Raw genomic sequence first — 26715 nt, 5'->3', positions numbered from 1 at the left:
TTTTGTAAATCGACTCAACACCTTCATTAAAATGTAAAAATCTAAGAAATAAAAAAAGCACTTCGAAAAGTGCTTTTTAAATTAAGACGAGTTATTCAGCAGCAAAACCGAGATTGACCATGCTAATACGCTTATTTGGTGTGTCCCCTTCGGCTGTTGAACAAGTTACATCAAAATCAACTTCACGTTGTCCATCTAAGGCTTCAAAATCGAAAAGATCTCGGTCGGCCAATTGCGATGGCGAGACATTCTGTAACGCGCCAAAAATGCTGTGTAAACGTTTTGGATGAGCTTTATCCCATTCACGCAACATATCATTGATGATTGCACGCTGTAAGTTTTCCTGCGAACCGCACAAGTTACATGGAATAATTGGGAATTTGCGCATTTCAGCGTATTTGATGATGTCTTTCTCTTCAACATACGCCAAAGGACGAATCAAAATATTCTTTTTATCCGATGAAAGTAGTTTTGGTGGCATCGCCTTTAAACTACCACCATGGAATAGGTTCAAGAAGAACGTTGCCATAATATCATCACGATGATGACCTAAGGCAACTTTGGTCGCGCCAATTTCTTGAGCAAAACCATATAAAGAACCACGGCGCAAGCGTGAGCACACTGCACAATAGGTTTTACCTTCAGGTGTAAGCTTTTTGGTAATGCTATATGTATCTTTTTCTAAGATGTAGTACGGAATGTTATTTTCTTCTAAATAACGGGGTAATACATCCTCAGGGAACCCGGGTTGTTTCTGATCAAGATTCACAGCCACAACATCAAAATTGATTGGTGCTATGCGTTTAAACTGCAGGAGAATGTCCAGCATGGTATAGCTATCTTTACCACCTGAAATACATACCATGACCTTATCGCCATCCTCAATCATTTTGTAGTCACGGATTGCATGACCTACTTGACGACGAAGTTTTTTCAATAAACGATAATATGCAGAACTCGTAGGTGGCTCTGGCTTAAAATTAAATCCTTGGTTGGATTCAACTGGCGAGTACATAGACGACATTAACCATAAAAAAAATACTGCGCAATTTTAGCCGATTCAGTGCTTAATCGCATCTAAAGAATCTGTTTTTTACATCTAATTTTTATTTTTTCATAACACTGTCTTATTCACGCATCTAAAATGGACGCTTGGGTTCATTTTTTAGTCGAATTGCTTATCTTTTGGACTTTTCCACAGTTTTCCACAAAACCTGTGGATAAAATTGTGGACTTTTTAGGGGTTGACAAAGTTTTGGCAAGATAAGATGGTGCTTTCCCTCAGATTGATCATTTTTTAACCACTATTCTATATCCTTAAAATTCAATAACTTATATGTGTCAAGCAGTTGTTTATAAATAAAAATAAATAATTTTTTTGGATATTAAGCCAACAATTAAGACTTGATTTTTTCACAACGAATTGTTAAAAAACATTACATAGTCGAGAGACATCTCCATTGCAGAAAATCACCCACATATCATTTAGGGACAAAAATAGTGTTCGAATGATGAAAACTACAAATAAAATAAAAGTCATAGCGTTATTTGGGTGTGTGAATTTTCTAATATTCTCGCCACAGGCTTCTGCAGGTCAAACAATCTATCAGCTGAAAGATTCAAACGGTACTACTGTTCTGACCAACCGCAAAAACAAATACAACCATCTTAAAGTTGAAAAGAAAACCTACTATCCAGACAGCAATATTCATAGTTACAGCAATTGGGGAAGCAACGAAGCATCAGTTCTCCCAAGCCATAGTAAAAATCGAAATGCCTTTGATGGCTATATTCGCCAAGCAGCTCAACGACACGGCATTTCTGAGGGTCTCATTAAAGCGGTGATGCACACCGAGTCTGGTTTTAATATACATGCACGCTCCCCTGTTGGTGCTCAGGGTCTTATGCAATTGATGCCTGCGACTGCACAACGATTTAATGTCAATAATGCATATGATCCTGAACAAAATATTTTCGCTGGTGCAAAATATTTGGCTTGGCTATTGAAACGCTTTAATGGCAATACGCAATTGGCATTAGCGGGTTATAATGCTGGCGAGGGAAATGTTGCTAAATATGGTGGAATACCGCCCTTTCGTGAAACTCAAGACTATGTCAGACGTGTACTCAGTCGTTACAATAATTTATACGCCAATGGTGTAGGCTCAAATCCAACCAATAGTTATTCAGCTTCAGCATCTTCTAAGTCAAGTACACCGAGCTATAACAATCAGAATTTATCAGCTCAAGTGACTGCACCAGCTAAGCCAAAGTCACCTCCTCGCCAAATTATTGTGGCCGCTGATGGCAGTTTTACTGACGCACCAGCTGGTTCATATTCTACAAATAATGCCACAGCATCAGCGAAAATCTATATTTCGAATTAATCTCAATTTTTTTTCGTTATATTTTTTATTTTTATCTTGAAATTTTCCCTATTCGAAAGCATATTTGAGTTAGGTTTTTTAATTCAAAAAGCTTATTAAATTTTATTTATAAGAGGATTTTCTCGATGATGCGGATTGGTTTGTTTTTGCTGACCAACCTCGCGGTACTGGTGGTAGCTGGCATAATCTTGTCACTCTTCGGTGTCGGTAGTTACCATGGCGCGGGTGGCTTGAATCTTGGCAATTTACTTGTGATCTGTTTTGTCTTTGGTATGGTGGGTTCTTTAATCTCCCTATTCATGTCAAAGTGGATTGCAAAGAAAACCACAGGTACAGAGTTAATTGATCCCAATGCTCCACGCAACCAAGCGGAAGCATGGTTACTCAATGAAGTGGCACAACTTTCTCAACGTGCTGGTATTAAAATGCCAGAAGTTGGTATTTTCCCATCTTATCAATCAAATGCCTTCGCAACCGGTTGGAACAAAAACGATGCTTTAGTCGCTGTTTCAACAGGCTTATTGGAACGCATGAATAAAGATGAATTACGTGCAGTGTTGGCGCATGAAATTGGTCACGTTGCAAATGGTGACATGGTCACCCTTGCTTTAGTCCAAGGTGTAGTCAACGCGTTTGTGATGTTCTTCGCACGTATAGTCGGCGACTTTGTAGATCGCAACGTATTTGGTCGTGAAGAAGGTGAAGCACCGGGCTGGAGCTATTTCCTCATTACAATCGTGTTAGATATCGTATTCGGTATTCTTGCTTCGGCAATTGTGATGTGGTTCTCTCGCTATCGTGAATATCGTGCTGATGAGGCTGGCGCGCGTTTAGCAGGTAAACAAGCGATGATCAGTGCATTACTTCGCTTACAAGCAGAAACTGAAATGCCAGATCAAATGCCTAAAGAAATGAAAGCTTTCTCAATTTCATCAGGTCGTGAAGAAGGATTCAGCCTTGCTGCACTCTTCCAAACACACCCAACAATTGAGCAACGTGTAGCAGCATTACAACAACTTGATTGTCCTTAATCTGCTTCTAAAAAAAGCCTCCATAGGGAGGCTTTTTTAATGGACTCAATCTATAAGACTTTAAATAGATTGAAACCATTGCCATAAGAACGTGACACCAAACCATAAGGCAACACCAAAAATAATTAAAAACAGAAGACCCAGTAAATCAGGAATATGAATCCAAATCCATGCCACGACAGGATTTCGCCAGAAGGCAGAGTTCTGCTGTTTACGCTCTAAGTTTTCATGTAAAAATGGGTGTACCACATGATGGTCTGAATGAATCTGATACTCTTCACGAATATGATCATGAACCACATCTAAAGCCTTGCGACTCGGTCGAATAAACACATCAAAGAGTGTACCTGCAACAGGGATTAAACCTACTACACCATCCATCACAGCAAGTTTAAGCACGCCATTCAATTTAGATTGGGGCACACCGATTTTTCGAGCTTGTAATACTGCATAACACGTAAGTACAAATCCAGCTACGTCACCCGCCACAGGAATCGTACTCAATGCTGCATCAGCCCCTACCCCTTGTTTAGTGAATGGAATTCTTACGACGGAATCCATCATGTTTGCGAACTTGGCAAGATCGCGTTCCATTTTGATGACTTCAGCTTGGGTTAATTTATTTTTATTTGTCATTTAAGCAACATCCTGCAAAGATACTCCATCAGTCATAGCCTTAGAATAAGAGTTGTGAAGCAATAAATAAATAGACCAATACACCAGTTGCATCACATATTGAAGTGACCAAGGGCGCAGATGCGCTTGCAGGATCGAGTCCTAATTTATTGAGTACAAATGGTAAACTCATCCCGATCAGACAGCCCATCATGACAATACCCATCATACTGATCGCAAGCACTAAAGCGACCATCATATCTCCACGGATATAGCCAAGAATTGAAACAGCTGCAGCCATCGTTGCACCCAAACATAGAGCAACCATCGCTTCACGACCAATCAACACAAGCCAATCCTTTGTTTTTACATCCCCAGTTGCGATTGCTCGAACCATCAAGGTTGCAGATTGGGAGCCTGCGTTACCACCACTCCCAACCAATAGCGGTAAAAAGAAAACCAAAACAATATGCGCAGCAATGATGTCTTCATAATGGGCGATCCCAATACTCGAAAGTAGGCTGCCAAAGACCAGAAATACTAGCCAAAAAACACGTTGTCTAAATAACAATAATATTGGTGCTGAACGAATACTGATATTTTCTTTAAGCTCTACCGCCCCACTTTTCAAAAAGTCTTCGGTAAATTCTTCTTGGAATACATCCATAGCATCATCATAAGTGACGATACCGAGTAGATGATCATCATGATCTAAAATGGGTAAGGCGATAAAATCATAGTGGCTTAATTTTTTTGCCACTGATTCCTGATCTTCATCCACCCGTCCGTAAATGACCTCAGTGGTCATGACTTCTTGTACCGTTTTATCCAAAGGTGCTTGCACAATTTCTCGAAGAGAAATTACACCCTCAAGTTTCTGAAATTGATTGGTAATATAGATCAGATATAAGGTTTCAGTATCTTTGGCGGAATGGCGCAAAATCTCTAAAGCTTGTTGCATTGAGATGTCTGATGGCAAAGTGACATAATCAGATGTCATGATCGCACCAGCCGTTTCCTCAGCATACAGTGCCAAAGATTGAACTTGCTGCTTTGTTTCTCGATCTAAATTCGCAAAAACAAATGTTTTTATTTGATCCGGTAAAGCTTTGTACAAATCAGTTCGAGCATCTGAATGCATTGAACCAATTAACTGGACTGTACTTTTACCGTCCATTTTTTTAACCAACTGTACTTGATGATTGAGTGGCAGAAATTCAAATACATATGCTGCGTTTTCTAAATGGTGGATAAGTTGTATTTGTTGATCAATTTCTAATTGCTGTAAAAACAAAGCCAAATCTGCAGGATTAATCGTATCCGCAATATGATCAATCTGAGCGACATCAGAATTGATCAATGCTTGTTGTAATGCTTCAATTTTATGATCTTGTTTAATTTGATCCATAATCGCTTCATTTATTATCGTTTAGAATTACGCAAGGCATGCTAACACTAATTGAAAATGTTAGTGCGTATTGATCTTGTCAAAGACTGATATTTAAAAATGGATTAGATCAACCGCATTACCATACTCGCTGTACTGCGGATACCATATTAAGTTTCAGATGCTGATTTTGATTTATATTTGAAAATATTCCGAACGATAACAAACATAAAGGGAATAAAGACAAGAACTAAAATTGTGCCGAAAATTACCCCTCCAAGGACACTGACACCAATTTCTTGACGACTGGCAGCACCCGCACCTGATGCAAATACCAAAGGTATAACCCCTGCACCAAAAGCAAGTGAAGTCATTAAAATTGGACGTAAGCGTAAACTTGCACCTTGTAAAGCAGCAGCAATCGCGTTAGCTCCACGCTCCTGAGCCATTGCCGCAAATTCAACAATCAAGATGGCATTTTTACATGACAACCCAATCGTCGTAAGTAACGCAATTTGGAAGTAAATATCATTTGGAAATCCGACCAAACTACTAAAAATAATATTACCGCCAATACCCAATGGAATAGCAGCAATCACAACAGAAGGTATCGACCAACTTTCATATAAGGCAGCCAAACATAGAAAGATAAAGCCAACAGAGATGAGATAAAGCCAAATGGCTTGTGTACTCGATTGTTGCTCTTGAAACGATAATCCACTCCACGCTAGCCCAACCCCGTCCAATTGATCAACCATAGACTTGATATCACGCATTGCAGCACCACTGCTCACATTTTTTGCAGTGTCAGCTTCCATTTGTAGCGCGGAATAACCTTGGAAACGAGTCACCACATCAGGGCCTCCATCCCAATCCACAGTGGCAAAATTACCAAATGAAATCATTTGATTTTGATTGTTTCGTACAGACCATAAATTGATATCTTCAGGCTTTGAACGATACTCGGCATCACCCTGCATCATGACGCGTTTAATACGTCCGCGATCAATAAAGTCGTTCACATAGGAACCACCCCAAGCTGCAGCCAAAGTGCTATTAATCGCAGATTGTGAAAGACCATTCGCCATCACTAATTTTTGATTGATATTCACTTTCAACTTGGCTTTATCTGGATTAGAGCGTTTGCCCAAATTTTCAAAAGTTGTGAAGTTGATTGCCTGTCGCTCTAGCGCTTGAAATTGATCTTCTAAATACTGTCGTCCTTGTCCATTTAAATCTTGAAGCCAAAACTCGATACCGTTGGTATCGCCAAGACCACTTACAGAACCTGGTAAGCTCACCATAATCCGAGCGCGACTGTCTTTTCTAAAGAACTCCATCGCTCGTTCACGAATGGCTTGTGCAGAGTTTGCCTCGCCCGGACGATCATCCCAATGATGTAATGCTACAAATCCTGTTCCTAAATTTTGACCCGTTCCTGAAAAATTTCGTCCATAACGAATTTGAACCAACCTAACATTCTGTTTTTCTTGTTCAAGAAAATACTCTCGAATACTTTCACCAACAAGCTGACTTTCTGTCATAGGTGCGCCTTCAGGTAAACTGAATTGGACACTGATAAAACCTTGATCTTCACTTGGAATAAAGCTGGTTGGAAGCGACTTATAAAACAAAGCAAAAATCACAATTAACCCAGCAAAACTGGTTAAAACGATCCATTTTAGTGACAGGCTTTTTTCAACCCACTTTAGATAATGCAATCGTAATGATTCCATTTTTGCGTTAAACCATTTCGCCCATTTTGTTTCTTTTTGTTTGGGTTTAAGAATAATCGCACACAATGCAGGTGTGAGAATTAACGCGACCAACAATGACAGTGACATGGCTGCGATCAAGGTAATTGAAAACTGACGGTATATAACCCCTGTCGATCCTGTAAAAAAAGCCATCGGAATAAATACTGCAGTTAGCACCACTGTAATTCCAATTAAAGCCCCCGTCATCTCTTGCATAGATAAGATGGACGCTTGCTTTGCAGATAGCCCCTTTTCATGCATCAAACGTTCGACATTTTCGACCACCACAATTGCATCATCTACAAGCAATCCAATCGCAAGAACTAAGGCAAAAAGTGTCAACGTATTGATGGTCATTCCGAGTGCAAATAAGACGGCGAAAGTGCCCAAAATAACAATTGGAACCGTGACCGTTGGAATAAGTGTTGCGCGCCAGCTTTGTAAAAAGATAAACATGACCAACACGACCAAGATAATGGCTTCAACTAAGGTCTTTACAACTTCTTTAATGGACTCTTGAACAAACGGCGTGTTATCTCGTGGGTAGACAATTTGATAGCCTTCAGGAAGTTTTTTCTTAATGTCCTCAAGTACTTCTTTAATTTTAGCTGAGGTTGCAAGAGCATTTGCACCAGAGGACATTGAAACAGCCAAGCCTGCTGAAGGTGATCCATTAATGGTATTAAAAGCTTGATAATTTTCAGCACCTAACTCAACGCGTGCTACATCTTTTAAATAAATAAAACTTCCATCAGGGGTCGCTTTGACAATGATATTTTTAAATTCATCGACTGTTCTTAGTCGTGATCCAGCGGTAACTTTTGCATTAAGATACTGGTCTGCTAGTGTCGGTAAATCTCCGATTCCACCTGCAGCAACTTGTGTATTTTGTGCTTCAATTGCAGCACGAATATCACTAGGCATCAACTGATATTGTTTTAGTAAATTCGGATCTAACCAAATACGCATGGCATATTGAGAACCAAAGACATCAACCTCACCAACACCTTCTACACGCGCAATTTCTGGTTCAATGTGATCAGCCAAATAATCTGACAACGCAATATTGTTACTTTGGTTCGTAGTGTCATATAACCCCACCACCATAAAGGTGTCACCTAAGGATTTATAAACATTGACCCCTTGACGCTGCACATCTTCAGGCAAACGATTGATCACGCCATTAATGCTATTTTGAACTTGGACTTGTGCTGTGTCTGGATCAGTTCCATTTTCAAAACTTAAACTAATTCGACTATTTCCAGATGCATTACTGGTAGAGCTAAAATAAAGTAAGTTATCAATTCCTTTAATTTGTTGTTCTATGACCTGTGTGACACTTTCCTCAACTGTTTCGGCATCAGCTCCTGTGTAAGTTGCTGATACAGTAATTCTTGGCGGAGCAATATCAGGATAGCGTTCTACCGGTAAGCTCATCACCGCAAATATACCAATTGCCATGACAATAATCGCAAGTACGCCAGCAAAAATAGGTCGTTCAATAAAGAACTTAGATAACATAGTCGTTAAGCCGTCAAAAGAATTCTAGAAAGTGTTTTCATTAAAATATATAAAAATTTAATTGATATTCAGTGACTATGAATAAAAAAACAAGAACTAATAACAGAAACGATCAACATTGATCGAATTAAGAAGAAAATATGAAGCCTTTATCTTGAACCGCTTATCTGATCCTTATGAAAAAAATATGCGCAATTTCTCAAAAGTAAAAAACTTCTAAAATTACGCAGCATTAATGCCATCACCCCCTCCCAATTTGAGGATAGTCATATTCAATTTTTTAAAACTATATTCGAGGTACAAAAATACGAATGATTTGGGGGAAATGATGAAAAAAGCTCTTCTAACACTGGCGCTCAGCACCTATTTAGCAGCTTGTGGTGGTTCGGATAAATCCGCAAAAAATGATGATCAGATTAAAATAGGAATACTTACTGACAGCCCAGTAGCAGGTGCGACGTATATCGTGAATGGCAATAATGACAATGCGAAGAAAACCAATGCAAATGGGGAATTTGAATATCAAGATGGAGATGTCATTACATTTAAAATTGGTGATATCGAAATTGGTACTGTACAAGGCTTAGCTCGTGTGACACCGAATGAACTCGTGGATGAAGATTTAAATACAGATGAACGTAACAAGAGAATTATCAATCTACTGATTTTTTTACAATCATTGGATATCGATGAGGATAAAGAGACCATACAAATCCCAGATGATGTTTCAACTCTCTCGCCTTCAGCGATTGATTTCAGCAACACGACAAGTGATTTTAGAGAGCGACTTCAAGGTCAAATTATCAATATTCCTGAAATTGCCTCCAATATAGTAGTCAGTGAAGAGCAAGCTAAAGAACATTTTAGCGGCTCAATGCTCAAAGACATTCAAGGCGTATGGTATGCAAAAAATGATGAGTCTGAAATTGTGTTATTTATTGGAGAGAATGGCGAATATATGCTCGGTGAACCAATCCCGAACGAGCCTAATAGTTCTTCAAATGGCATGGAATACGCCAAAATAAATCTAGATGCCCTAAGTGGAAGTTTATACGCTTCTTCAATAAATAGTACTACGCCTGTGATTGATACCAATGAAGATTGGGGACTTCTCGATCATGGGGAATCGCGTTCAATGAAACTATCTTTTGACGGTTCTGTACTTAAGATTTCTGAAGCTCAAAATCCTGATGAAAGTGCAGAGTTTACGCGAGTTCCTCGAAATAATAGTGGAATTGTAGGCGCATGGCAGTCCTCAAGTGGTAAACAAATTTTCGTATTTAATTCTAATAACACTTTCATTATGGTAGATGCTATTGGCGATGATCAACCAGATCCATATGACGGACCTTGTGGTGGCCCTGGTATTGAGTATGGTCGTTATCAATTACGCGACAACAAGCTCTTTGTTACCACGCCCCTCAGCATTGATACAAATGGTTGTGCTGGATTATCCGATACAGACGCGCATTTAGGCTTACCATTACAAATCTCTACTCAAAGTTTAAGCTTTACCGTAGCTGATGAAGGCACATTTACACTGACCAGAATGAATTAATTTTATCCCCCTTCAACATCTTCGTTAAAGGGGGATTACTCAATGTGCTGAAAAGCATCAATAAATTCGATCAAAATCCGCATCATTTCAGCTTGTGAGGAGCATCCTAACTTCTGATAAATCGTTTTCAGATATGTCCGCAGCGAACTCAGCGTAATCCCACATTTCAAAGCAATATTTTCAAGATGCTGATCGTCCATAAAATGCTGACAAATTTCAATTTCTCGAGCTGTCAGTTGGAATGTTGACTTCAGTAATGTTTTAGACAAGCGTTTTCGATCCTGCATTTTTGATAAGAATAATGCAATTTGATTATTGTCTAAGATCATTGAAGCTGACAGCACCTTAAGTGGTGAGACTGTGATTAAGTACGCTGATTGATGTCCATCGCTGTATAATTGCATTGCACCCCCAACTTGTTCTTGATCATGCCTCTCTAATGAATAACGCTCATTCTTTTTGAATGTGCTCTGCACTAATTTTTTTAATTGAGTATTATAAGGCTCGATTATTTTTAATCTGTTATGCAAATCTATTTCAATCATACTCGTATCATTCAAACAATCCCTCGCATACTGATTCACAAATTTAACTTCTAGATCAGATTGAATGATGAGTACACCCACATTCAACTTATCTAAAATTTCGGTGTAATTACTTCTATCATGTTGAAGATGCTTAATTTGTCGATGAATTTGAATTGCTCTTCTAAAGTGTTTAGCGATTCGTTCTAAACTTTGTAATTCAGCAGCCTCATAAGCAACTGCATCTGATGGTCGATGTACCGCAAGTACGCCCCATTTATATTTTCCATACTCTAGCAATACCCCACTAAGATGACAGATGTTTGAAGGAACTAAACAATATTCATAAAAGCTTTTCAAATCCTCATTATCTGTTTCAGCGTATGATCGACAATCAATTTGATAGGCATGCTCTAATCCATAGGTATTCATTAACTCACCATGAATGCGCATGTCTACGACATCTAAGTTATACGTTTGATAATTTTGAATTCCATCAATCGGGATATTAATAGTGTAAATAAAATTTTGTTCGGGCCGAAGCTGATCAAAGTAAGTAAAGATCGCCGTTGAACTCTGTGTAAATTCCACGACCTGTTTTAAAACATTTTCCCAGTGATGTGGCTTTAAGGCAGCCTCATAAATTTCTTCTATGATTTGATTTTCTTGAACAGTTAACATCATCACCCCCAATCATGGTGTTAATGTTCCTTTAGATTAGCGCTCTACTAGGCTTTTATTCAATATTTACAATAGTATTCAAATATTTATCAGACAGATGACAAAAAAATCCCCGCTTAATGCGGGGATTTTTTAGGCTGTGGGATGAATTACATCATACCGCCCATACCACCCATACCGCCCATGTCAGGCATAGCTGGTTTATCTTCTGGGATCTCTGTAATCATGCACTCAGTTGTTAACATTAAGCCCGCAACAGATGCAGCATGTTCAAGAGCAGAACGAGTTACTTTCGCTGGATCAAGGATACCCATCTCTAGCATATCGCCGTATTCACCAGTCGCAGCGTTATAACCAAAGTTGCCTTCGCCATTTTTAACTGCATTGATCACTACAGATGGTTCGTCACCTGCATTAGATACGATTTGACGAAGTGGCGCTTCAATCGCACGACGAAGGATGTTGATACCTACGTTTTGATCATCGTTAATACCCGTTACACCATCCAGTGCTTTAGCTGCACGTACTAATGCAACACCACCACCCGCAACAACACCTTCTTCAACAGCAGCACGAGTTGCATGAAGAGCATCGTCTACACGATCTTTCTTCTCTTTCATTTCAACTTCAGTTGCAGCACCGATTTTAATCACTGCTACACCGCCAGCTAATTTAGCAACACGCTCTTGAAGTTTTTCTTTGTCGTATTCTGAAGTTGATTCTTCGATTTGCGCACGAATTTGTTGAACACGCTCAGCAATTTGATTCGCATCGCCTGCACCATCAACAATCACTGTGTTTTCTTTAGATACAGTTACTTTGTGTGCAGTACCTAAATGTTCAAGTGTTGTTTGATCTAACTGCATACCGATTTCTTCAGAAATCACAGTACCACCAGTTAAGATCGCGATATCTTGAAGCATTGCTTTACGACGATCACCGAAGCCTGGTGCTTTAACAGCACATACTTTGATGATGCCACGCATGTTGTTTACAACAAGCGTTGCAAGTGCCTCACCTTCGACATCTTCAGCGATGATAAGAAGTGGTTTACCTGTTTTCGCAACTGCCTCAAGAACAGTAATCAACTCACGAATGTTGCTTACTTTCTTATCAACAAGAAGGATAAATGGGTTTTCCAATTCAGCAGTCAATGTATCTTGTTTGTTTGCGAAGTATGGAGAGATATAACCACGGTCAAACTGCATACCCTCTACAACATCTAGAGAATCTTCAAAGCCTGAACCTTCTTCAACAGTGATTACACCTTCTTTACCCACTTTTTCCATCGCTTGAGCGATCAGTGAACCAACAGTCGTATCAGAGTTCGCAGAAATCGAACCAACTTGTTCAATCGCTTTAGAATCAGATGCTGGTTTAGCCGTTGCTTTAATATCTGCAACAACAGCTTTAACTGCAATATCAATACCGCGTTTCAAGTCCATTGGGTTCATACCCGCAGTTACTGACTTGATCCCTTCGTTCAAAATTGCTTGAGCTAAAACAGTTGCCGTTGTAGTACCGTCACCTGCGATGTCATTTGTTTTAGAAGAAACTTCACGAACAAGTTGAGCACCCATGTTTTCAAACTTGTCTTTTAATGTTATTTCTTTCGCTACAGAAACACCATCTTTAGTGATGTGTGGCGCACCGAATGAACGATCGATAACAACGTTACGGCCTTTAGGACCAAGTGTAACTTTAACCGCATCTGCAAGGATATTCACACCTGCGATCATTTTTGTGCGAGCTGAATCACCAAACTTAACGTCTTTAGCTGACATATTTGACTCCGAATATTATTAAAATTACTAAATCTGATTGATTAAATGAGTAGTATTAAAAAGAATAAATTAGCCTTCTAAAACAGCTAAAATATCTGACTCTTTCATGATTAATAGTTCTTCGCCATCTACTTTCACAGTTGTTCCTGCATAAGTACCAAACAATACCTTGTCACCTACTTTTACATCTAAAGCGCGAACGCCATTGTCAGTGATCTGACCATTACCAACTGCAATAATTTCACCTTGAGCAGGTTTTTCTGCAGCAGAACCTGGCAATAAAATGCCGCCAGCTGTTTTTGTTTCTTCTTCAACACGACGAATTACTACACGGTCATGTAATGGACGAATGTTGCTCATAAAAATACTCCATCAGACTAAGTCTTTTGATTAATAGTCGTGATCTTAATTTCCTTAGATCACCACCAAAATTATTTGATGTCACTTTTGTGGGGATGGAAAAAATTGCTTCAAGGGGAAAATGAAAAAAAATTTAATTTTTTGTATTTTTTTTAGGCATTTCGATAGTTTAGCCTTCATTCCGATTTGCAACTAAATAAAATTTCTTGAATCTCGAATCAAAGCGATATTCACGCACCTTCAGTTTTTCATCAATTAGATTAAAACTATTAGAAAAGTCATGATGTAAACGATGTGACGTAGCGGTACCTGCATGAATATCCAATATTGGATGTTGAGCATTAAGTTGGAAAATCTTATTCAGATCATAAACAGCAGATACATGTAAATGACCATGTAGAATTGCATTCAACCCTGAGCTTGCCCATGTCTTTAGGGCTTTTTCAGTATTTTTAGGACGATCTTTAGACATATTTATACCATGATCACCACTATAGAAAGGTTGATGCGTAAGCAGAATTTTTAATTTATCTTGAGGAGCCAATTTCATTTTTTGATTAATTTCCTGAATTTGAAACTCAGTAATACGACCTTTCGTATGATACTTAGGATGAATTGTATTGATTCCTATAATATAAAAATGCTCAGTCTCTAAGGTCTGTTCCATTTCACCAAAAAACAACTTATACCGATGAAACGGACTTAAAAATCTGCGCCATAAATGAAACAAAGGAATATCGTGATTACCCGGAATCACAATATAAGGAACATTAAGTTCTTCTAGAAATTTTTTGCAGTGATAAAACTGTGAAAATCTTGCCCTTTGAGTGAGATCACCACTGACCACAATAGCTTCGATCAAATGTTCTGCAACAAAGTGAGCAATTGCATCTAAACAGTCTTGTTGCTCAGTTCCAAAATGCAAATCAGACAAATGTAAAATCATTGTGGCACCATCAAGGTCAGTGCATTTCTTTCAACATGAATATCTAATGGTGAATCCAGTTGAATAATTTCTCCATCGATTGCTACTGTCATTTTTTTTTGATGAGAACGTATACGCACATGATCCGCACTGAAACTATATACGTCTGCTGCCTGATCTAATTTTCCACGAACGAGTTGGATGAGTGTTTTAAAAATACTCAGCTTATCCGTGCGAGCAAGCACAACTCCCGCAACCCGACCCTCTTCTGCCGTTTTAGCGATATTGAGGTTCATTTCTTTTAATTGAAGTTGGTTATTGCCTAAAAATAATAAAGGGGTTTTAACTGCATAATTTACACCATCCACCTCAATTTCTAACTTTAATTCTTTACGATCACGAATCAACACATCTAAGCCAGAAGTATAGGCATGTAATGGCAGACGCCCTAGTTTTTGGTTATATAACTCTCTTTTTTTAATAAACAATGGATAAAGACCCAAACTCGCATTATTTAGATAAATAGCATCATTAATTTTTGCCACATGCACTGCTTTAGGCTTACCTTCAACCACAAGTTTTGCAGCTTCGAGAATATCTAAAGGAATATTTAAAACCCGTGCAACATAATTGAATGTGCCTAAAGGTAAAATTGCCAAAGGGATGGTTTGATGTAATAAATAATTAGCCACAGAATTTAACGTTCCATCTCCCCCGGCAACCACAATTACCCCCTGATTATCATGATTTAAATGTCGAAGATGAACTTTTTCGATGAGTGCTTGAATACTCATTTCTGATGCAATATCAAAAACTTGTATTTCAAAACCTAGATCTGTCCAATAACGCATGAGTTGCTCATAAATTTGATCATTATTGGTGGCATGAAATCCAGATTTTTCATTAAAAATCATAGACAAAGGCTTAAGCATTGAATTCATTTTATGGCTTTAAAAATTGAATTACTTTAAAATTTCGTCTATTTACTACTCAATTAAAAGCCAATTTATGTAATTTTTAAATGACGTTCATTTGATTTTTCGATGATGAGAATTGATCTCAAAATTTAACCAAACTATTGTTTAATATAAATATTTTAACTAAAAATACTAAACATAAAAATTAAACATGAAAAAGAAATCATTCATTTTTAAAAAAAATATATAATGATTACATACACTTAATACCATCAAAGTCTTAAGCGGTATTTCAGCCTTTGGTCTTATTTTTTTTATGAAAATATGCTTTAATACAGCCACTTTTTTTTCATACTGAATCTAGAGTCTGCAAACCAGCATCTAGATATTATTTGTACACCACATTGTACACTTTTGATATAGGCCTCACCATGACCCAAGTGAACGCACCAGAATTCGTTCGTCACCCTAAGCTTATTGCTTGGGTGGAAGAGATTGCTAAACTAACAAAACCAGCAAAAATTGAATGGTGTGACGGTAGCGCAGAAGAATATCAACGTTATATCGACTTGATGATCGCTAACGGCACAATGCAAGCGCTTAACCAAGAAAAGCACCCTGGTTCATATCTTGCAAACTCTGATCCTTCTGACGTTGCTCGAGTTGAAGACCGTACTTTTATCTGCTCTGAAAACAAAGAAGATGCTGGCGCAACTAACAACTGGGAAGCTCCAGCGGTTATGCGTGAAAAATTAAACGGTTTATTTGACGGTTCTATGAAAGGTCGTACTTTGTACGTTGTACCTTTCTCTATGGGTCCTTTAGGTTCTCATATTGCTCACATTGGTATCGAACTTACTGACTCTCCTTATGTTGCAGTCAGCATGTCTAAAATGGCTCGCATGGGTAAAGCTGTTTATGACGTTCTAGGTACTGATGGCGAATTTGTTCCATGTGTACACACTGTAGGTGCACCATTGGAAGAAGGTCAAAAAGACGTTGCTTGGCCTTGCAACAAAGAAAAATACATCGTGCATTACCCAGAAACTCGTGAAATTTGGTCATTCGGTTCTGGTTACGGCGGTAACGCATTGCTTGGTAAAAAATGCTTAGCATTACGTATCGCATCATTCATGGGTCGTCAACAAGGCTGGTTAGCTGAACACATGCTCATCCTTGGTGTGACAAATCCACAAGGTGAAAAACACTACATCGCAGCTGCATTCCCATCTGCTTGTGGTAAAACAAACTTTGCAATGTTAATTCCACCAGCAGGTTATGAAGGTTGGAAAATTGAAACTGTAGGTGACGATATTGCTTGGATCAAACCAGGTGAAGATGGTCGCTTATATGCAATCAACCCTGAAGCAGGTTTCTTCGGTGTAGCGCCTGGTACTAACACGAAGACGAACCCGAACTGTATGGCTACGCTTCATAAAGACGTGATCTATACAAACGTTGCTGTGACTGACAACGGTGAAGTATGGTGGGAAGGTCTTTCTAAAGAAGCGCCTGCTAACCTAACTAACTGGAAAGGTCAACCACACACTGGTGAAGAAAAAGCGGCTCATCCAAATGCGCGTTTCACAGTTTCAGCTGGTCAATGCCCTTCTATTGATGCTGACTGGGAAAATCCAGCAGGTGTTCCAATCTCTGCGTTCATCTTTGGTGGTCGCCGTGCGGACACAGTGCCTCTAATTTCAGAAGCATTTGACTGGGTTGACGGTGTTTATAAAGCTGCAACGATGGGCTCTGAAACAACTGCTGCTGCTGTTGGTCAACAAGGTATTGTTCGTCGCGATCCATTTGCGATGCTTCCATTTGCTGGCTACAACATGGCTGACTACTTCACGCATTGGTTAGAAATGGGTGAGAAAGTTGGCGAGAAAGCTGCAGCTGCTGGTAACAAGCTTCCTGGTATTTACAATGTGAACTGGTTCCGTCGTGATGCTGAAGGCAACTTTGTATGGCCTGGTTTCGGTCAAAACATGCGTGTTCTTGAGTGGATTATCGATCGCTGTGAAGGTCGTGCTGACGCTGTTGAAACTCCAATTGGTCGTGTTCCAACATACGAACAGTTGAACTGGACTGGTTCTGACTTTACGAAAGAACAATTTGACCTTGTGACTTCTCAAGACAAAGATCAATGGATCAAAGAACTTGAAAGCCACACTGAATTATTCAACAAACTTGGTGATCGTTTACCAGAAGCGTTGAAAAAACGTCAAGCTGAGCTTTTAGAAGCGGTTAAATCTGCTTAAGCATGATGAGAAAAAAGGTCACTTCGGTGACCTTTTTTTTACTTCAAACAAACTGAATAAAGTGTATTTAGTAACGTTTATTAGTACCAATAAGTTGTCACACTTATGGCATACTGATTTAAACAGCTTATTAGGATCGAATAATGAAAAAAATAGAAATGATTGGCTCTTGTTTAATCGCCCTTATGCTTACAGCCTGTCAATCTGTTCCGCGACAGCACAATGGAGCTACAGGATATCAAATTGAAAATAAATCAGAGAATTCTGCCACTATTTCGTATACCCTCTCTGCACGTGCCAACCAAAATATTGATGAACACAAATTGCAACGCACTTGCCAACAAGTTTTAGGACATACTCAACAGTATAAAACCACCATTTTGAGTGTAAATGAAATTGCCAATCCCAATTACAAAACTCAAGAAACTCAACAGGTTCAAATTGGCCAATCACGAACATCTTTCGGACTCTCAAACACTCAAAGTCTATACAGCAATGAAGACTACAATACACGTCTTTCTTTAGAAACTAAGCCTAGTCTCTTACAAGTGGTTCGCTTTAACTGCACACTCTAAACTTAAGACACTCAATGTACTTCATTGAGTGTCTTATAAAAACTGACATTTCTAAATTCAGGTGATTCATCTAAGTCTGGCCATGTCGTTGCACTGCGCTCATCAAGCTTTTCATACTTCGGATGACTAAAGTTTTTCACACGACTATCCGCCACCCATACCTCGGGTGCAAATTTTAAAAACTCATCTAAGAAGAAACGATTGCAATGGTCATACAACACATCAGCCGCCAACAAGATATCAACCTGCTCAGCTTTATATAAGTCATCCAAATATTCAAGCTCAACATCATTCAATTCAGCATTGGCACGACACGCATCCAAACTAACTTGATCAATGTCACAACAAATGACTCGTTTTGCCCCAGCCATTTTCGCCGCAATAGCAACTACGCCTGAACCTGCGCCAAAGTCTAAAACCACTTTGTCTTTCACATGATGCGGTTCAGTCAATAACCATTGTGCCATTGCTAAACCTGATGCCCAACAGAAAATCCAATATGGAGTATCATTCCAAATACGACGAATAACTTCATCGTCTAGCTTATCGGTTGGAAAAATGGGTGGAATGAGCCAAAGTGAAATTGGTGTATCAGGCAATTGCTGTGCATGAAGTTCACAATGTGGAATCACATCATGTAAGGCTTTTAGTAAATGTTCAGGCGCTTTAGGAAATTGGAAAGTACAGCTCATTGGATTTTATTTTTAAATATACAAAATTTGAGTTTCAAATACGAAACCTAAATTAATAAAGAGAATTCCCTCTCCTTTTAAAGGAGAGGGTTAGCGAGAGGATTTATCTAACTCAATACCCTCACCCCGAACCTCTCCCTGAGCCGTATACGGCGCAAGAGAGGGAGATAATATTAACCTAAAGCTTTTTCAGCTGCTTCAACTGTTTGACGAATCAACGTTGTGATTGTCATTGGACCTACACCACCCGGTACTGGTGTGTAAGCTGAAGCAATATCTTCAATACCAACAAGTTGAATATCGCCCACACCACCGCCATCACGTGGATGGAAACCAGCATCAACAACTACTGCACCAGGTTTAATCCAATCTTTTTGAATCAATTCAGCTTTACCCACTGCACCCACAATGATATCCGCTTGCTTCACAAAGCTAGCAAGGTCTTGTGTTCGAGAGTGACAAATCGTTACAGTAGCATTCGCCTCGAGAAGCATAGCTGCCATTGGCTTACCCAAAATTGCAGAACGACCTACAACAACCGCATGCTTACCTGCGATTTCGATGTTGTTTTCTTTCAGAATCGTCATAATACCTGCAGGTGTCGCAGAACCGTAAGCCGCTTCACCCATTGCCATACGACCATAACCAAGGCAAGTAACACCATCCACATCTTTTTCAAGTGAGATCGCATCAAAACACGCTCGCTCATCAATTTGCGCTGGTACTGGATGTTGTAAAAGAATACCGTGAACATCAGGATTTGCATTGAGTTTTTCAATTTCAGCAAGCAATTGTTCTGTCGTCGTTTCTTTTGGTAGTTCAACTTTAAGTGAATCCATACCAACACGGCGGCATGCATTACCCTTCATACGCACATAAGTTGCAGATGCACCATCGTCACCTACTAAAATCGTCGCAAGAATTGGAGTACGTCCTGATTTTGCTTTTAACGCTTCTACGCGAGTTAACAAATCAGCCTCAATTTGTTTTGCCAATGCACGACCATCTAAAACTAATGCCACGGCACATCTCCCAAGTGTTGATATGAATCAATTTCGCACATTCTACATGAATATTTTAAATAATTTCCGTTATATGCTGTTTTTCTGCACATACGAATAAAAGCACTATTGTTTTTTTTTCAGAGCTTGTTAATATACGCATCAACAAGACATGGCGGGGTGGCAGAGTGGTCATGCAGCGGACTGCAACTCCGTGTACGCCGGTTCGATTCCGACCTCCGCCTCCATCTTGTTAAGCCCGAGTGGTGAAATCGGTAGACACAGGGGATTTAAAATCCCCCGCCCACAAAGCGTGCCAGTTCGAGTCTGGCCTCGGGCACCATTCTTCTAATAGAGAATAATGGTGTAAATAAAGAACCCAGCGTAAGCTGGTTTTTTTATGTCTGCATTTTCTTTAAACTCATCTGCTATAATCACTCATCTTCAGAATTTCATATTCAAATGAATCAAAATCAGCAAGTTGCTCAATATCTTCAAGAACTAAAACAACAATATCCTCAAGCGTTTAAAAAAAACTTCTTGCTCTATAGTCAGTTAAAGACCAAAGGGATTCTAGATGAGCGTAAAGAACTGATCCCGCTTGCACTTGCATTAATGATTTTCCTCCCTTGCTCATATTTGTTAACCCTTTTGCTTAAACAACACATTGTTTTTTTAGAAGGCTTTCAATCTGGCGGGAGTGCTGTGTTGTGTATCATGTTATTTTTTATGCTGATTACGCCAATCATCCTCAAACAGATCAAGCATAGTAGCATCTCAACTTACCAGCAACTTAAAAATACCCCATTCAAACTGACCATCCTCATTCTTTTACAAAGTTTAAATATCGCTTTTATGGAAAGTTGGTTCTTACAGGGAATTTTGTTTTATTTCGCTATGAATTTTGGTTTCGTTAAATTTTATAAAGAGAATTTATTCCGAGAAAATACTTCGAAAGAAAACTATTACTACATTCAAGAAATTCGTAGAGTGGCTTTCTGGAGTTATAAACAAAATTTTAAGCTTTACTTAAAACTAATCTTTTCATCCAAAAACTCAAAGCAGCATCAATTATTGATTGAACAAAAACAAAAAAATGCGCAACTTTATGTTCATTTGATGAACTATGAAAACAAATTGTGTATGCGCTACAAGCATACCGATATAGAAAAATATATCGATAGCATCATGTAGCGCTACGATCAACTTGCTTGCTGCATTACTTTAATTATATTCAAATTGGTATCATACGTTGTTGAGTGCAATCTGAGTTGATCAACTTGATACTTCTGTGAATGAATATCTGTTAAAAACAACCAATCTGCACTCAATTGCGTAGAATCAAAGCTCAATTTTAAATAGCCTCGTTGATTCAAATTACAAAAGCTTAATTCATCAATCAATTGGATAAACACTTGTTCAAATTGTTGCATTAAGTTCTCAGGTAAATTGAGATATTTCTCCATACCTGGTGAAGAAACTGAACTTGTTGCTAATTCAATCCCCACCTTCTCACCATTTTGTTGATGTAATGCAGACTCCCACGCATTATGTGTATCTCCAGCCAACACAACAACTTTCTTCTGATACTGCTCATACAAAGCATAAACACGCTCACGCTCAGCATAATAACCATCCCAAGCGTCTAAATTATAAGGAATCACGGTTAGGATTCTTAATAATTCAGCGTCAGTTAAGCTCGGGTCACTATTTTTATAACGCAATTTAATCGCGACCAACTCCATCAGACGTTTTTGAGCTTCTATTAAAAAGTTGTCATCTACCATTCCACTTTTGGCAACATTTAATATTTGCAATACTTCAGCAGGTACCAACATTTTCGCCATCAATACTTGCTGACCCAATACATTCCATATTGCACGAGAACTCTGAAGACTATTCGCCAACCAATTTAACTGATCTATCCCTATTAGCTGTCGCTGCTCATTCAATAATGCCGCTCTAAATTGCTCAACATTTAGATTTTCACCATCCATAAATGAAGCAAAAGCCAGTTGCTCATCTCGTGCCAACATACGTGTATCTAGCATATTAAGTTGAACTAAATCACCAAAATTAAACTGACGATAAATATGAAGAATATCGTTATTGCTTTTTTCGCGGATTGGCATCCACTCAAAATAAGCGGTTAGGGCTGCTGTTCTTCGTGCTACGAAATCTCCCTCTAAATCAGGTTGATGATTCTGCGCACCAGCTCTCCATGCATCATTTGTCAGCTCATGATCATCCCAAATCAGAATAAATGGATGACGTTGATGAACCGCTTGTAAATCAGGATCTGTTCGATATTTTGCATAACGTTTTCGATAATCTTCTAGACGGTAAATCTCGTTTTGATTATCCACATCGAGTGTTCTACCAAGCTTTTCGGCTTGTTCAGTTGCATACCCATCTTTGCCATATTCGTAAATATAGTCGCCCAGATGCAGCACAGCATCCACGTCCTGCTTCGCAATTTCACGATACACATAAAAATAACCAGCTGGATAATTTGAGCATGAGCATACGGCAAAGTTAACCGCATTGGTCTTGGTTGCTAAGGTCTTCGTACGACCAATTGGAGAATGTATCTGCCCATATTTAAATCGGTAATAATAACGAGTATCGGCACTCAAATTAAGTACATCGACTTTCAAGCAAAAGTCTTTTGCAGCAGAAGTCTTGATTTTCCCCATCTGAACAATATTTGAAAAATTCTCATCAAGTGCAATTTCCCAATCTAATTCATATGTTGCCGCCACATCTGTAGGTGTTATTCGCGACCAAAGAATTATTCGATCCTGTAATGGATCTCCACTCGCCACTCCATGCAAAAAATCAACTTTATGCTCATTGCTGGTTTGACCATCGCCATTACATGCTGTAATCAGAACAGGCAGTGAAATCGCACCTAATCCAGCCAATGAATTTTTAATTAATGCGCGTCTTGAGATTTTATTTTTCATTTTATTTATGAATTGGCGAGTTATTTTAACTTCGAACTTAAACCATATTTATGAAGTTAAAATTGCAATCAGATGACAATTTAATGTCCAAATATCTTAAACCATCGCCCCCAAAGTTATAATTTTTAACCTAATCAATGCAAGTTGATTGAAAAGAAAGCAAATAATACGATTTTCTCTTGCCAAGCTTAAAAGTGTCCTCTATTATTGCGCACATGCCCGAGTGGTGAAATCGGTAGACACAGGGGATTTAAAATCCCCCGCCCTCAAAGCGTGCCAGTTCGAGTCTGGCCTCGGGCACCATTCTTCTAATAGAGAATAATGGTGTAAATAAAAAACCCAGCGTAAGCTGGTTTTTTTATGCCTAACGTTTAGCCACAACAATAACAACACAAAAAAATAGAGAGCGATTTACCACTCTCTATTTGAAACAAGTTCTTCCATTTCGATATCTAAGAATCCCTCTTCCTGAACGACCATCATCATTGCCTCAGCAATATAGTCTGCTGCTGCATCATCAAGAGAAGAATCAAGATCTTCGAACTGAGGTTTCATCTCATTAATTTCCGCCACAATATCATTGGCGATTTGATAAATCTCAGCATCGGAATTCACCTTAGATACCTTTTTTGAGAATTTTTCAATGAGTTGCTGAATTTCAGCCACGAGAATATCAGGATAATATTCATCGTCGAACATCGGGAGAAGTACATCATTCAACATATTAAAGCTCAAGTAATAGCATTAACAAAAACCGAGCTTATATAACACAAGCTAGACATTAAACCAACAATAAAAACGAGGAGTAAATCTCACTTTTAATCAAAGTATAACTAAGCTAATATTTTCATTGATGATTTTAACCGTCTTAAATCTGCCTTTAATTTAACTAACACTATTCATTGCTGCCCAAATTTGAATAGCTTGCACCATTTCTTTTACATCATGTGCTCTGACCATACATGCTCCTTGCTGTATGCTTAACAGATGCCCCGTCACCGAACCCACTGCACGTTCATGGGCAGGTACACCACCTAAAGCTTCACCAATAAATCGCTTACGAGATAATGCAGAAAGCATTGGATAGCCCAACTCATTTAATTTATACAACTCTTTTAATAATTTCAGGTTTTGATGTGCATTTTTTGCAAATCCGAAACCCGGATCAATCATGATATTTTCAGGTTTAATTCCTGCATTTAATGCTGCATCTAATCGAGTTTGCAATTCTGAAATCACATCTAAAGTAATATCATCATATTGATCCAACTGGTTCATTGTGGTTGGCTCACCACGCATATGCATGATAATGACTGGAATATCTAATTCCGCAGCTGTTTCTAAAGCATGTGGCTTTGTTAATGCTCTGACATCATTCCAAATATGCGCTCCAGCTTTAACCGCCTTTTTAATCACTTCTGGTTGAGAAGTGTCGATTGAGATCACTACATTCAATTTTGACAACGCTTCAACGACCGGAACTACACGATCTACTTCATCTTGAACATCAACAGCAGATGCGCCAGGGCGAGTTGACTCACCACCTACATCAATAACACTCGCCCCTTCAGCAATCATTTGCTTTGCTCTCTCTAGTGCCGCCTCTACACTATTGTGTTTACCACCATCACTAAACGAATCTGGCGTTACATTTAACACACCCATTACATGAGGCTTTGACAAATCAAGTTCCAATGCACCACATTTAAGAATCTGATTAGGTAAAGAGATAAGTTGCATATTGATGTTCCTAGAAAATCTATTCACATGATATCAAGTAAAATTTAAACATGAGGGATAATTTCAACACAAAAAAAAAGAGCCTCATAAGAGGCTCCTTCATTTTAGCTTGCTGGTAAAGGTGGAGGCGTTGAAGGACCATCTGTAGGGGTTACATCTACAATTGGATTCTCAGCCACATATACCTTAGGTGGTTGAGGTTCACGACCTTCCATAATGTCACGGATTTGATCACGATCAATCGTTTCCCACTCAAGCAAAGCTTTTACCATCGCATGGGCAATATCTTTATTATTTTCTAAGATATCACGTGCAACTTTGTACTGCTCATCTAGGATACGGCGAATTTCACGATCAACTTCAAGTTGAGTCGTTTCAGAAATAGTACGACCACCTAGACTACCCATAAATGACTGTTGAGCATCTTCTTCATAAACCATGACACCCATCTTGTCAGACATACCGTACTTAGTCACCATTGCACGCGCCATTTTTGTTGCACGTTCAAAGTCGTTAGAAGCCCCAGTTGACATCTGATTAATGAAAATTTCTTCTGCAATACGACCACCAAACAGAATAGAAAGCTCATTCAACATTTTGTCTTTGTAATGACTGGTTTGATCAAACTCTGGAAGCTGCCAAGTTACACCTAATGCCCAACCACGTGGCATGATCGTGACTTTATGTACTGGGTCTGTGCCTGGAAGCATTTCAGCTACAATCGCATGACCTGCTTCATGATAAGCCGTTGCGCGACGCTCTTCTTCACGAAGAACCATTGATTTACGCTCTGGCCCCATATAAAGCTTATCTTTTGCATCTTCAAAGTCATGCATATCGACCGTATTTTTATTACGACGTGCAGCAAATAACGCAGCTTCATTGACCAAGTTTGCCAATTGCGCACCAGAGAACCCTGGAGTACCACGTGCCAATACTTTGACATCCACACCAGTCACTGAAGGTAATTTTTTCAAATGCACATTCAGGATTTGCTCACGACCTTTAATATCTGGAAGTCCAACCATTACTTGACGGTCGAAACGTCCCGGACGAAGTAAAGCTTTATCTAGCACGTCAGCACGGTTAGTCGCAGCAATAACGATGATACCTTCATTACCTTCGAAACCATCCATTTCTACCAACATCTGGTTCAAGGTTTGTTCGCGCTCATCATGACCACCGCCAGTACCTGAACCACGATGACGACCCACCGCATCAATCTCATCAATGAAAATGATACACGGCGCATGGCGTTTCGCTTGCTCAAACATATCACGTACACGTGATGCACCAACACCAACGAACATTTCTACGAAGTCTGAACCTGAGATACTAAAGAATGGAACCTTAGCCTCTCCAGCAATCGCTTTCGCAAGTAAAGTTTTACCTGTACCCGGTGGACCTACCATCAGGACACCGCGAGGAATGCTCGCACCAAGACGCTTAAACTTTGTTGGATCTTTCAAGAAATCCACAATTTCAACGACTTCTTGTTTCGCTTCGTCACAACCCGCAACATCAGTGAAAGTGACTTTGATTTGGTCTTCTGAAAGCATTTTTGCTTTTGACTTACCAAAACTCATCGGGCCGTTTTTACCACCAGCACCGCCACCCATGTTGCGCATAAAGAACATGAATAACAAAATGATTAAAAGTACTGGAAAGCTTGCGATCAAAAGCTGCATCAATAAACCTTGACGTTGCGGAGCAGTACCCTCAACAACGACATTATTTTTGATGAGATTCGGCATTAACTCAGGATCTTGAACCGCAGGACGAATACTCTCAAATGGAGAACCATTTACTTTTTCGCCACTAATTCGTTCACCGTCAATGGTAACTTGTTTAATTTGACCAGCATTAACCGCTGCAACAAATTCTGAATAGTTCAATGCAGCAGGCTTATCACGGTCACTAATGTTGCTGAAAATTAATATCAGCACACCAAGTATAACAAGCCATAAAACGGCATTCTTAAAGAGATCGCTCAAAGCTTTATTCCCATATCAATCTAATTTGATCATGCCCAA

Annotated in this window: 21 protein-coding genes and 3 tRNA genes; 9 read left to right on the top strand and 15 right to left on the bottom strand. The window is 39.1% G+C overall.

Translation table 11 applies throughout. The features are described 5' to 3' along the window. Window positions 1-91: 91 nt before the first annotated feature. Window positions 92-1015, bottom strand: coding sequence for a tRNA 2-thiocytidine(32) synthetase TtcA (gene ttcA / locus AC1M9P_RS01715; protein ID WP_035266955.1), 924 nt, complete (start codon window positions 1013-1015; stop codon window positions 92-94). 514 nt (window positions 1016-1529) lie between these two features. Here ttcA and AC1M9P_RS01710 point away from each other — a divergent pair. Together AC1M9P_RS01710 and htpX are read left to right on the top strand one after the other, a co-directional pair. Then, window positions 1530-2387, top strand: a complete 858-nt coding sequence (locus AC1M9P_RS01710) for a lytic transglycosylase domain-containing protein (protein ID WP_416202016.1) — start codon at window positions 1530-1532, stop codon at window positions 2385-2387. A 125-nt stretch (window positions 2388-2512) separates the two neighbouring features. Beyond that, window positions 2513-3418, top strand: coding sequence for a protease HtpX (gene htpX / locus AC1M9P_RS01705; protein ID WP_035266954.1), 906 nt, complete (start codon window positions 2513-2515; stop codon window positions 3416-3418). 60 nt (window positions 3419-3478) lie between these two features. On the opposite strand, the gene AC1M9P_RS01700 is transcribed toward htpX, so the two are convergent. The 3 genes from AC1M9P_RS01700 to AC1M9P_RS01690 all read right to left on the bottom strand — a co-directional run bounded on the left by AC1M9P_RS01700 (window position 3479) and on the right by AC1M9P_RS01690 (window position 8698). Then, window positions 3479-4054, bottom strand: coding sequence for a DUF4112 domain-containing protein (locus tag AC1M9P_RS01700; RefSeq protein WP_035266953.1), 576 nt, complete (start codon window positions 4052-4054; stop codon window positions 3479-3481). A gap of 40 nt (window positions 4055-4094) precedes the next feature. Further along, a complete protein-coding gene (gene mgtE, locus AC1M9P_RS01695) occupies window positions 4095-5432 on the bottom strand; it encodes a magnesium transporter (RefSeq protein WP_416202015.1) in 1338 nt (445 codons plus the stop codon). 158 nt (window positions 5433-5590) lie between these two features. Further along, a complete protein-coding gene (locus AC1M9P_RS01690; protein ID WP_481586566.1) occupies window positions 5591-8698 on the bottom strand; it encodes a multidrug efflux RND transporter permease subunit in 3108 nt (1035 codons plus the stop codon). A 328-nt stretch (window positions 8699-9026) separates the two neighbouring features. Between AC1M9P_RS01690 and AC1M9P_RS01685 the strand changes: the two genes are divergently transcribed. Beyond that, window positions 9027-10256 (top strand): hypothetical protein, encoded by a 1230-nt coding sequence (locus tag AC1M9P_RS01685; protein ID WP_481586565.1) that lies wholly within the window; start codon window positions 9027-9029, stop codon window positions 10254-10256. A gap of 35 nt (window positions 10257-10291) precedes the next feature. On the opposite strand, the gene AC1M9P_RS01680 is transcribed toward AC1M9P_RS01685, so the two are convergent. The 5 genes from AC1M9P_RS01680 to AC1M9P_RS01660 all read right to left on the bottom strand — a co-directional run bounded on the left by AC1M9P_RS01680 (window position 10292) and on the right by AC1M9P_RS01660 (window position 15471). Beyond that, window positions 10292-11461 carry a LuxR C-terminal-related transcriptional regulator gene (locus AC1M9P_RS01680; RefSeq protein WP_481586564.1) on the bottom strand — a complete coding sequence of 390 codons (1170 nt, stop codon included), beginning with the start codon at window positions 11459-11461 and terminating at the stop codon, window positions 10292-10294. Between the two features lie 149 nt (window positions 11462-11610). Next, entirely contained in the window at window positions 11611-13245 is a 1635-nt protein-coding gene (gene groL, locus AC1M9P_RS01675) for a chaperonin GroEL (RefSeq protein WP_035266940.1), read from the bottom strand. A gap of 69 nt (window positions 13246-13314) precedes the next feature. Beyond that, on the bottom strand, window positions 13315-13605 hold the full coding sequence (locus tag AC1M9P_RS01670) for a co-chaperone GroES (RefSeq protein ID WP_004810787.1): 291 nt from the start codon (window positions 13603-13605) through the stop codon (window positions 13315-13317). 169 nt (window positions 13606-13774) lie between these two features. Continuing rightward, entirely contained in the window at window positions 13775-14551 is a 777-nt protein-coding gene (locus tag AC1M9P_RS01665; protein WP_035266935.1) for a metallophosphoesterase family protein, read from the bottom strand. Further along, complete coding sequence (locus tag AC1M9P_RS01660) at window positions 14548-15471, bottom strand: diacylglycerol/lipid kinase family protein (protein ID WP_035266932.1); 924 nt, start codon at window positions 15469-15471, stop codon at window positions 14548-14550. Before AC1M9P_RS01660 ends, AC1M9P_RS01665 begins: the two co-directional genes overlap by 4 nt. A gap of 407 nt (window positions 15472-15878) precedes the next feature. Between AC1M9P_RS01660 and AC1M9P_RS01655 the strand changes: the two genes are divergently transcribed. Continuing rightward, window positions 15879-17708 (top strand): phosphoenolpyruvate carboxykinase (GTP), encoded by a 1830-nt coding sequence (locus AC1M9P_RS01655; RefSeq protein WP_035266931.1) that lies wholly within the window; start codon window positions 15879-15881, stop codon window positions 17706-17708. A 143-nt stretch (window positions 17709-17851) separates the two neighbouring features. After that, a complete protein-coding gene (locus AC1M9P_RS01650; protein WP_035266928.1) occupies window positions 17852-18283 on the top strand; it encodes a hypothetical protein in 432 nt (143 codons plus the stop codon). Between the two features lie 11 nt (window positions 18284-18294). Here AC1M9P_RS01650 and AC1M9P_RS01645 read toward each other — a convergent pair whose 3' ends face one another. Both AC1M9P_RS01645 and folD read right to left on the bottom strand, forming a co-directional pair. Then, the gene (locus AC1M9P_RS01645) at window positions 18295-18975 is read right to left on the bottom strand and encodes a class I SAM-dependent methyltransferase (protein WP_481586563.1); all 681 of its coding nucleotides are present in this window, start codon (window positions 18973-18975) and stop codon (window positions 18295-18297) included. Window positions 18976-19148: 173 nt separating this feature from the next. Continuing rightward, window positions 19149-19997, bottom strand: a complete 849-nt coding sequence (gene folD, locus AC1M9P_RS01640; RefSeq protein ID WP_092765931.1) for a bifunctional methylenetetrahydrofolate dehydrogenase/methenyltetrahydrofolate cyclohydrolase FolD — start codon at window positions 19995-19997, stop codon at window positions 19149-19151. 153 nt (window positions 19998-20150) lie between these two features. Here folD and AC1M9P_RS01635 point away from each other — a divergent pair. The 3 genes from AC1M9P_RS01635 to AC1M9P_RS01625 all read left to right on the top strand — a co-directional run bounded on the left by AC1M9P_RS01635 (window position 20151) and on the right by AC1M9P_RS01625 (window position 21170). After that, window positions 20151-20224: transfer RNA gene (locus tag AC1M9P_RS01635), tRNA-Cys, on the top strand. Between the two features lie 9 nt (window positions 20225-20233). Then, window positions 20234-20319, top strand: a tRNA-Leu gene (locus tag AC1M9P_RS01630). A gap of 119 nt (window positions 20320-20438) precedes the next feature. Beyond that, window positions 20439-21170, top strand: coding sequence for a hypothetical protein (locus tag AC1M9P_RS01625; protein WP_180028125.1), 732 nt, complete (start codon window positions 20439-20441; stop codon window positions 21168-21170). Window positions 21171-21178: 8 nt separating this feature from the next. Here AC1M9P_RS01625 and AC1M9P_RS01620 read toward each other — a convergent pair whose 3' ends face one another. Beyond that, entirely contained in the window at window positions 21179-22942 is a 1764-nt protein-coding gene (locus tag AC1M9P_RS01620) for an alkaline phosphatase D family protein (protein ID WP_481586562.1), read from the bottom strand. A gap of 217 nt (window positions 22943-23159) precedes the next feature. Between AC1M9P_RS01620 and AC1M9P_RS01615 the strand changes: the two genes are divergently transcribed. Beyond that, window positions 23160-23245, top strand: a tRNA-Leu gene (locus AC1M9P_RS01615). A 108-nt stretch (window positions 23246-23353) separates the two neighbouring features. Here the strand turns inward: AC1M9P_RS01615 and AC1M9P_RS01610 are convergent. The 3 genes from AC1M9P_RS01610 to ftsH form a co-directional block, all read right to left on the bottom strand. Next, entirely contained in the window at window positions 23354-23665 is a 312-nt protein-coding gene (locus AC1M9P_RS01610; RefSeq protein WP_035266912.1) for a DUF5713 family protein, read from the bottom strand. Between the two features lie 162 nt (window positions 23666-23827). Continuing rightward, window positions 23828-24682, bottom strand: coding sequence for a dihydropteroate synthase (gene folP / locus AC1M9P_RS01605; RefSeq protein ID WP_481586561.1), 855 nt, complete (start codon window positions 24680-24682; stop codon window positions 23828-23830). Between the two features lie 104 nt (window positions 24683-24786). Next, the gene (gene ftsH, locus AC1M9P_RS01600) at window positions 24787-26676 is read right to left on the bottom strand and encodes an ATP-dependent zinc metalloprotease FtsH (protein ID WP_035266907.1); all 1890 of its coding nucleotides are present in this window, start codon (window positions 26674-26676) and stop codon (window positions 24787-24789) included. Between the last annotated feature and the right edge of the window lie 39 nt (window positions 26677-26715).

This window comes from Acinetobacter sp. 25-47-122 (genome assembly GCF_056779695.1).
The sequence above is the reverse complement of the archived record's forward strand: the minus strand, read 5'-3'. Positions and strand labels throughout refer to the sequence as shown.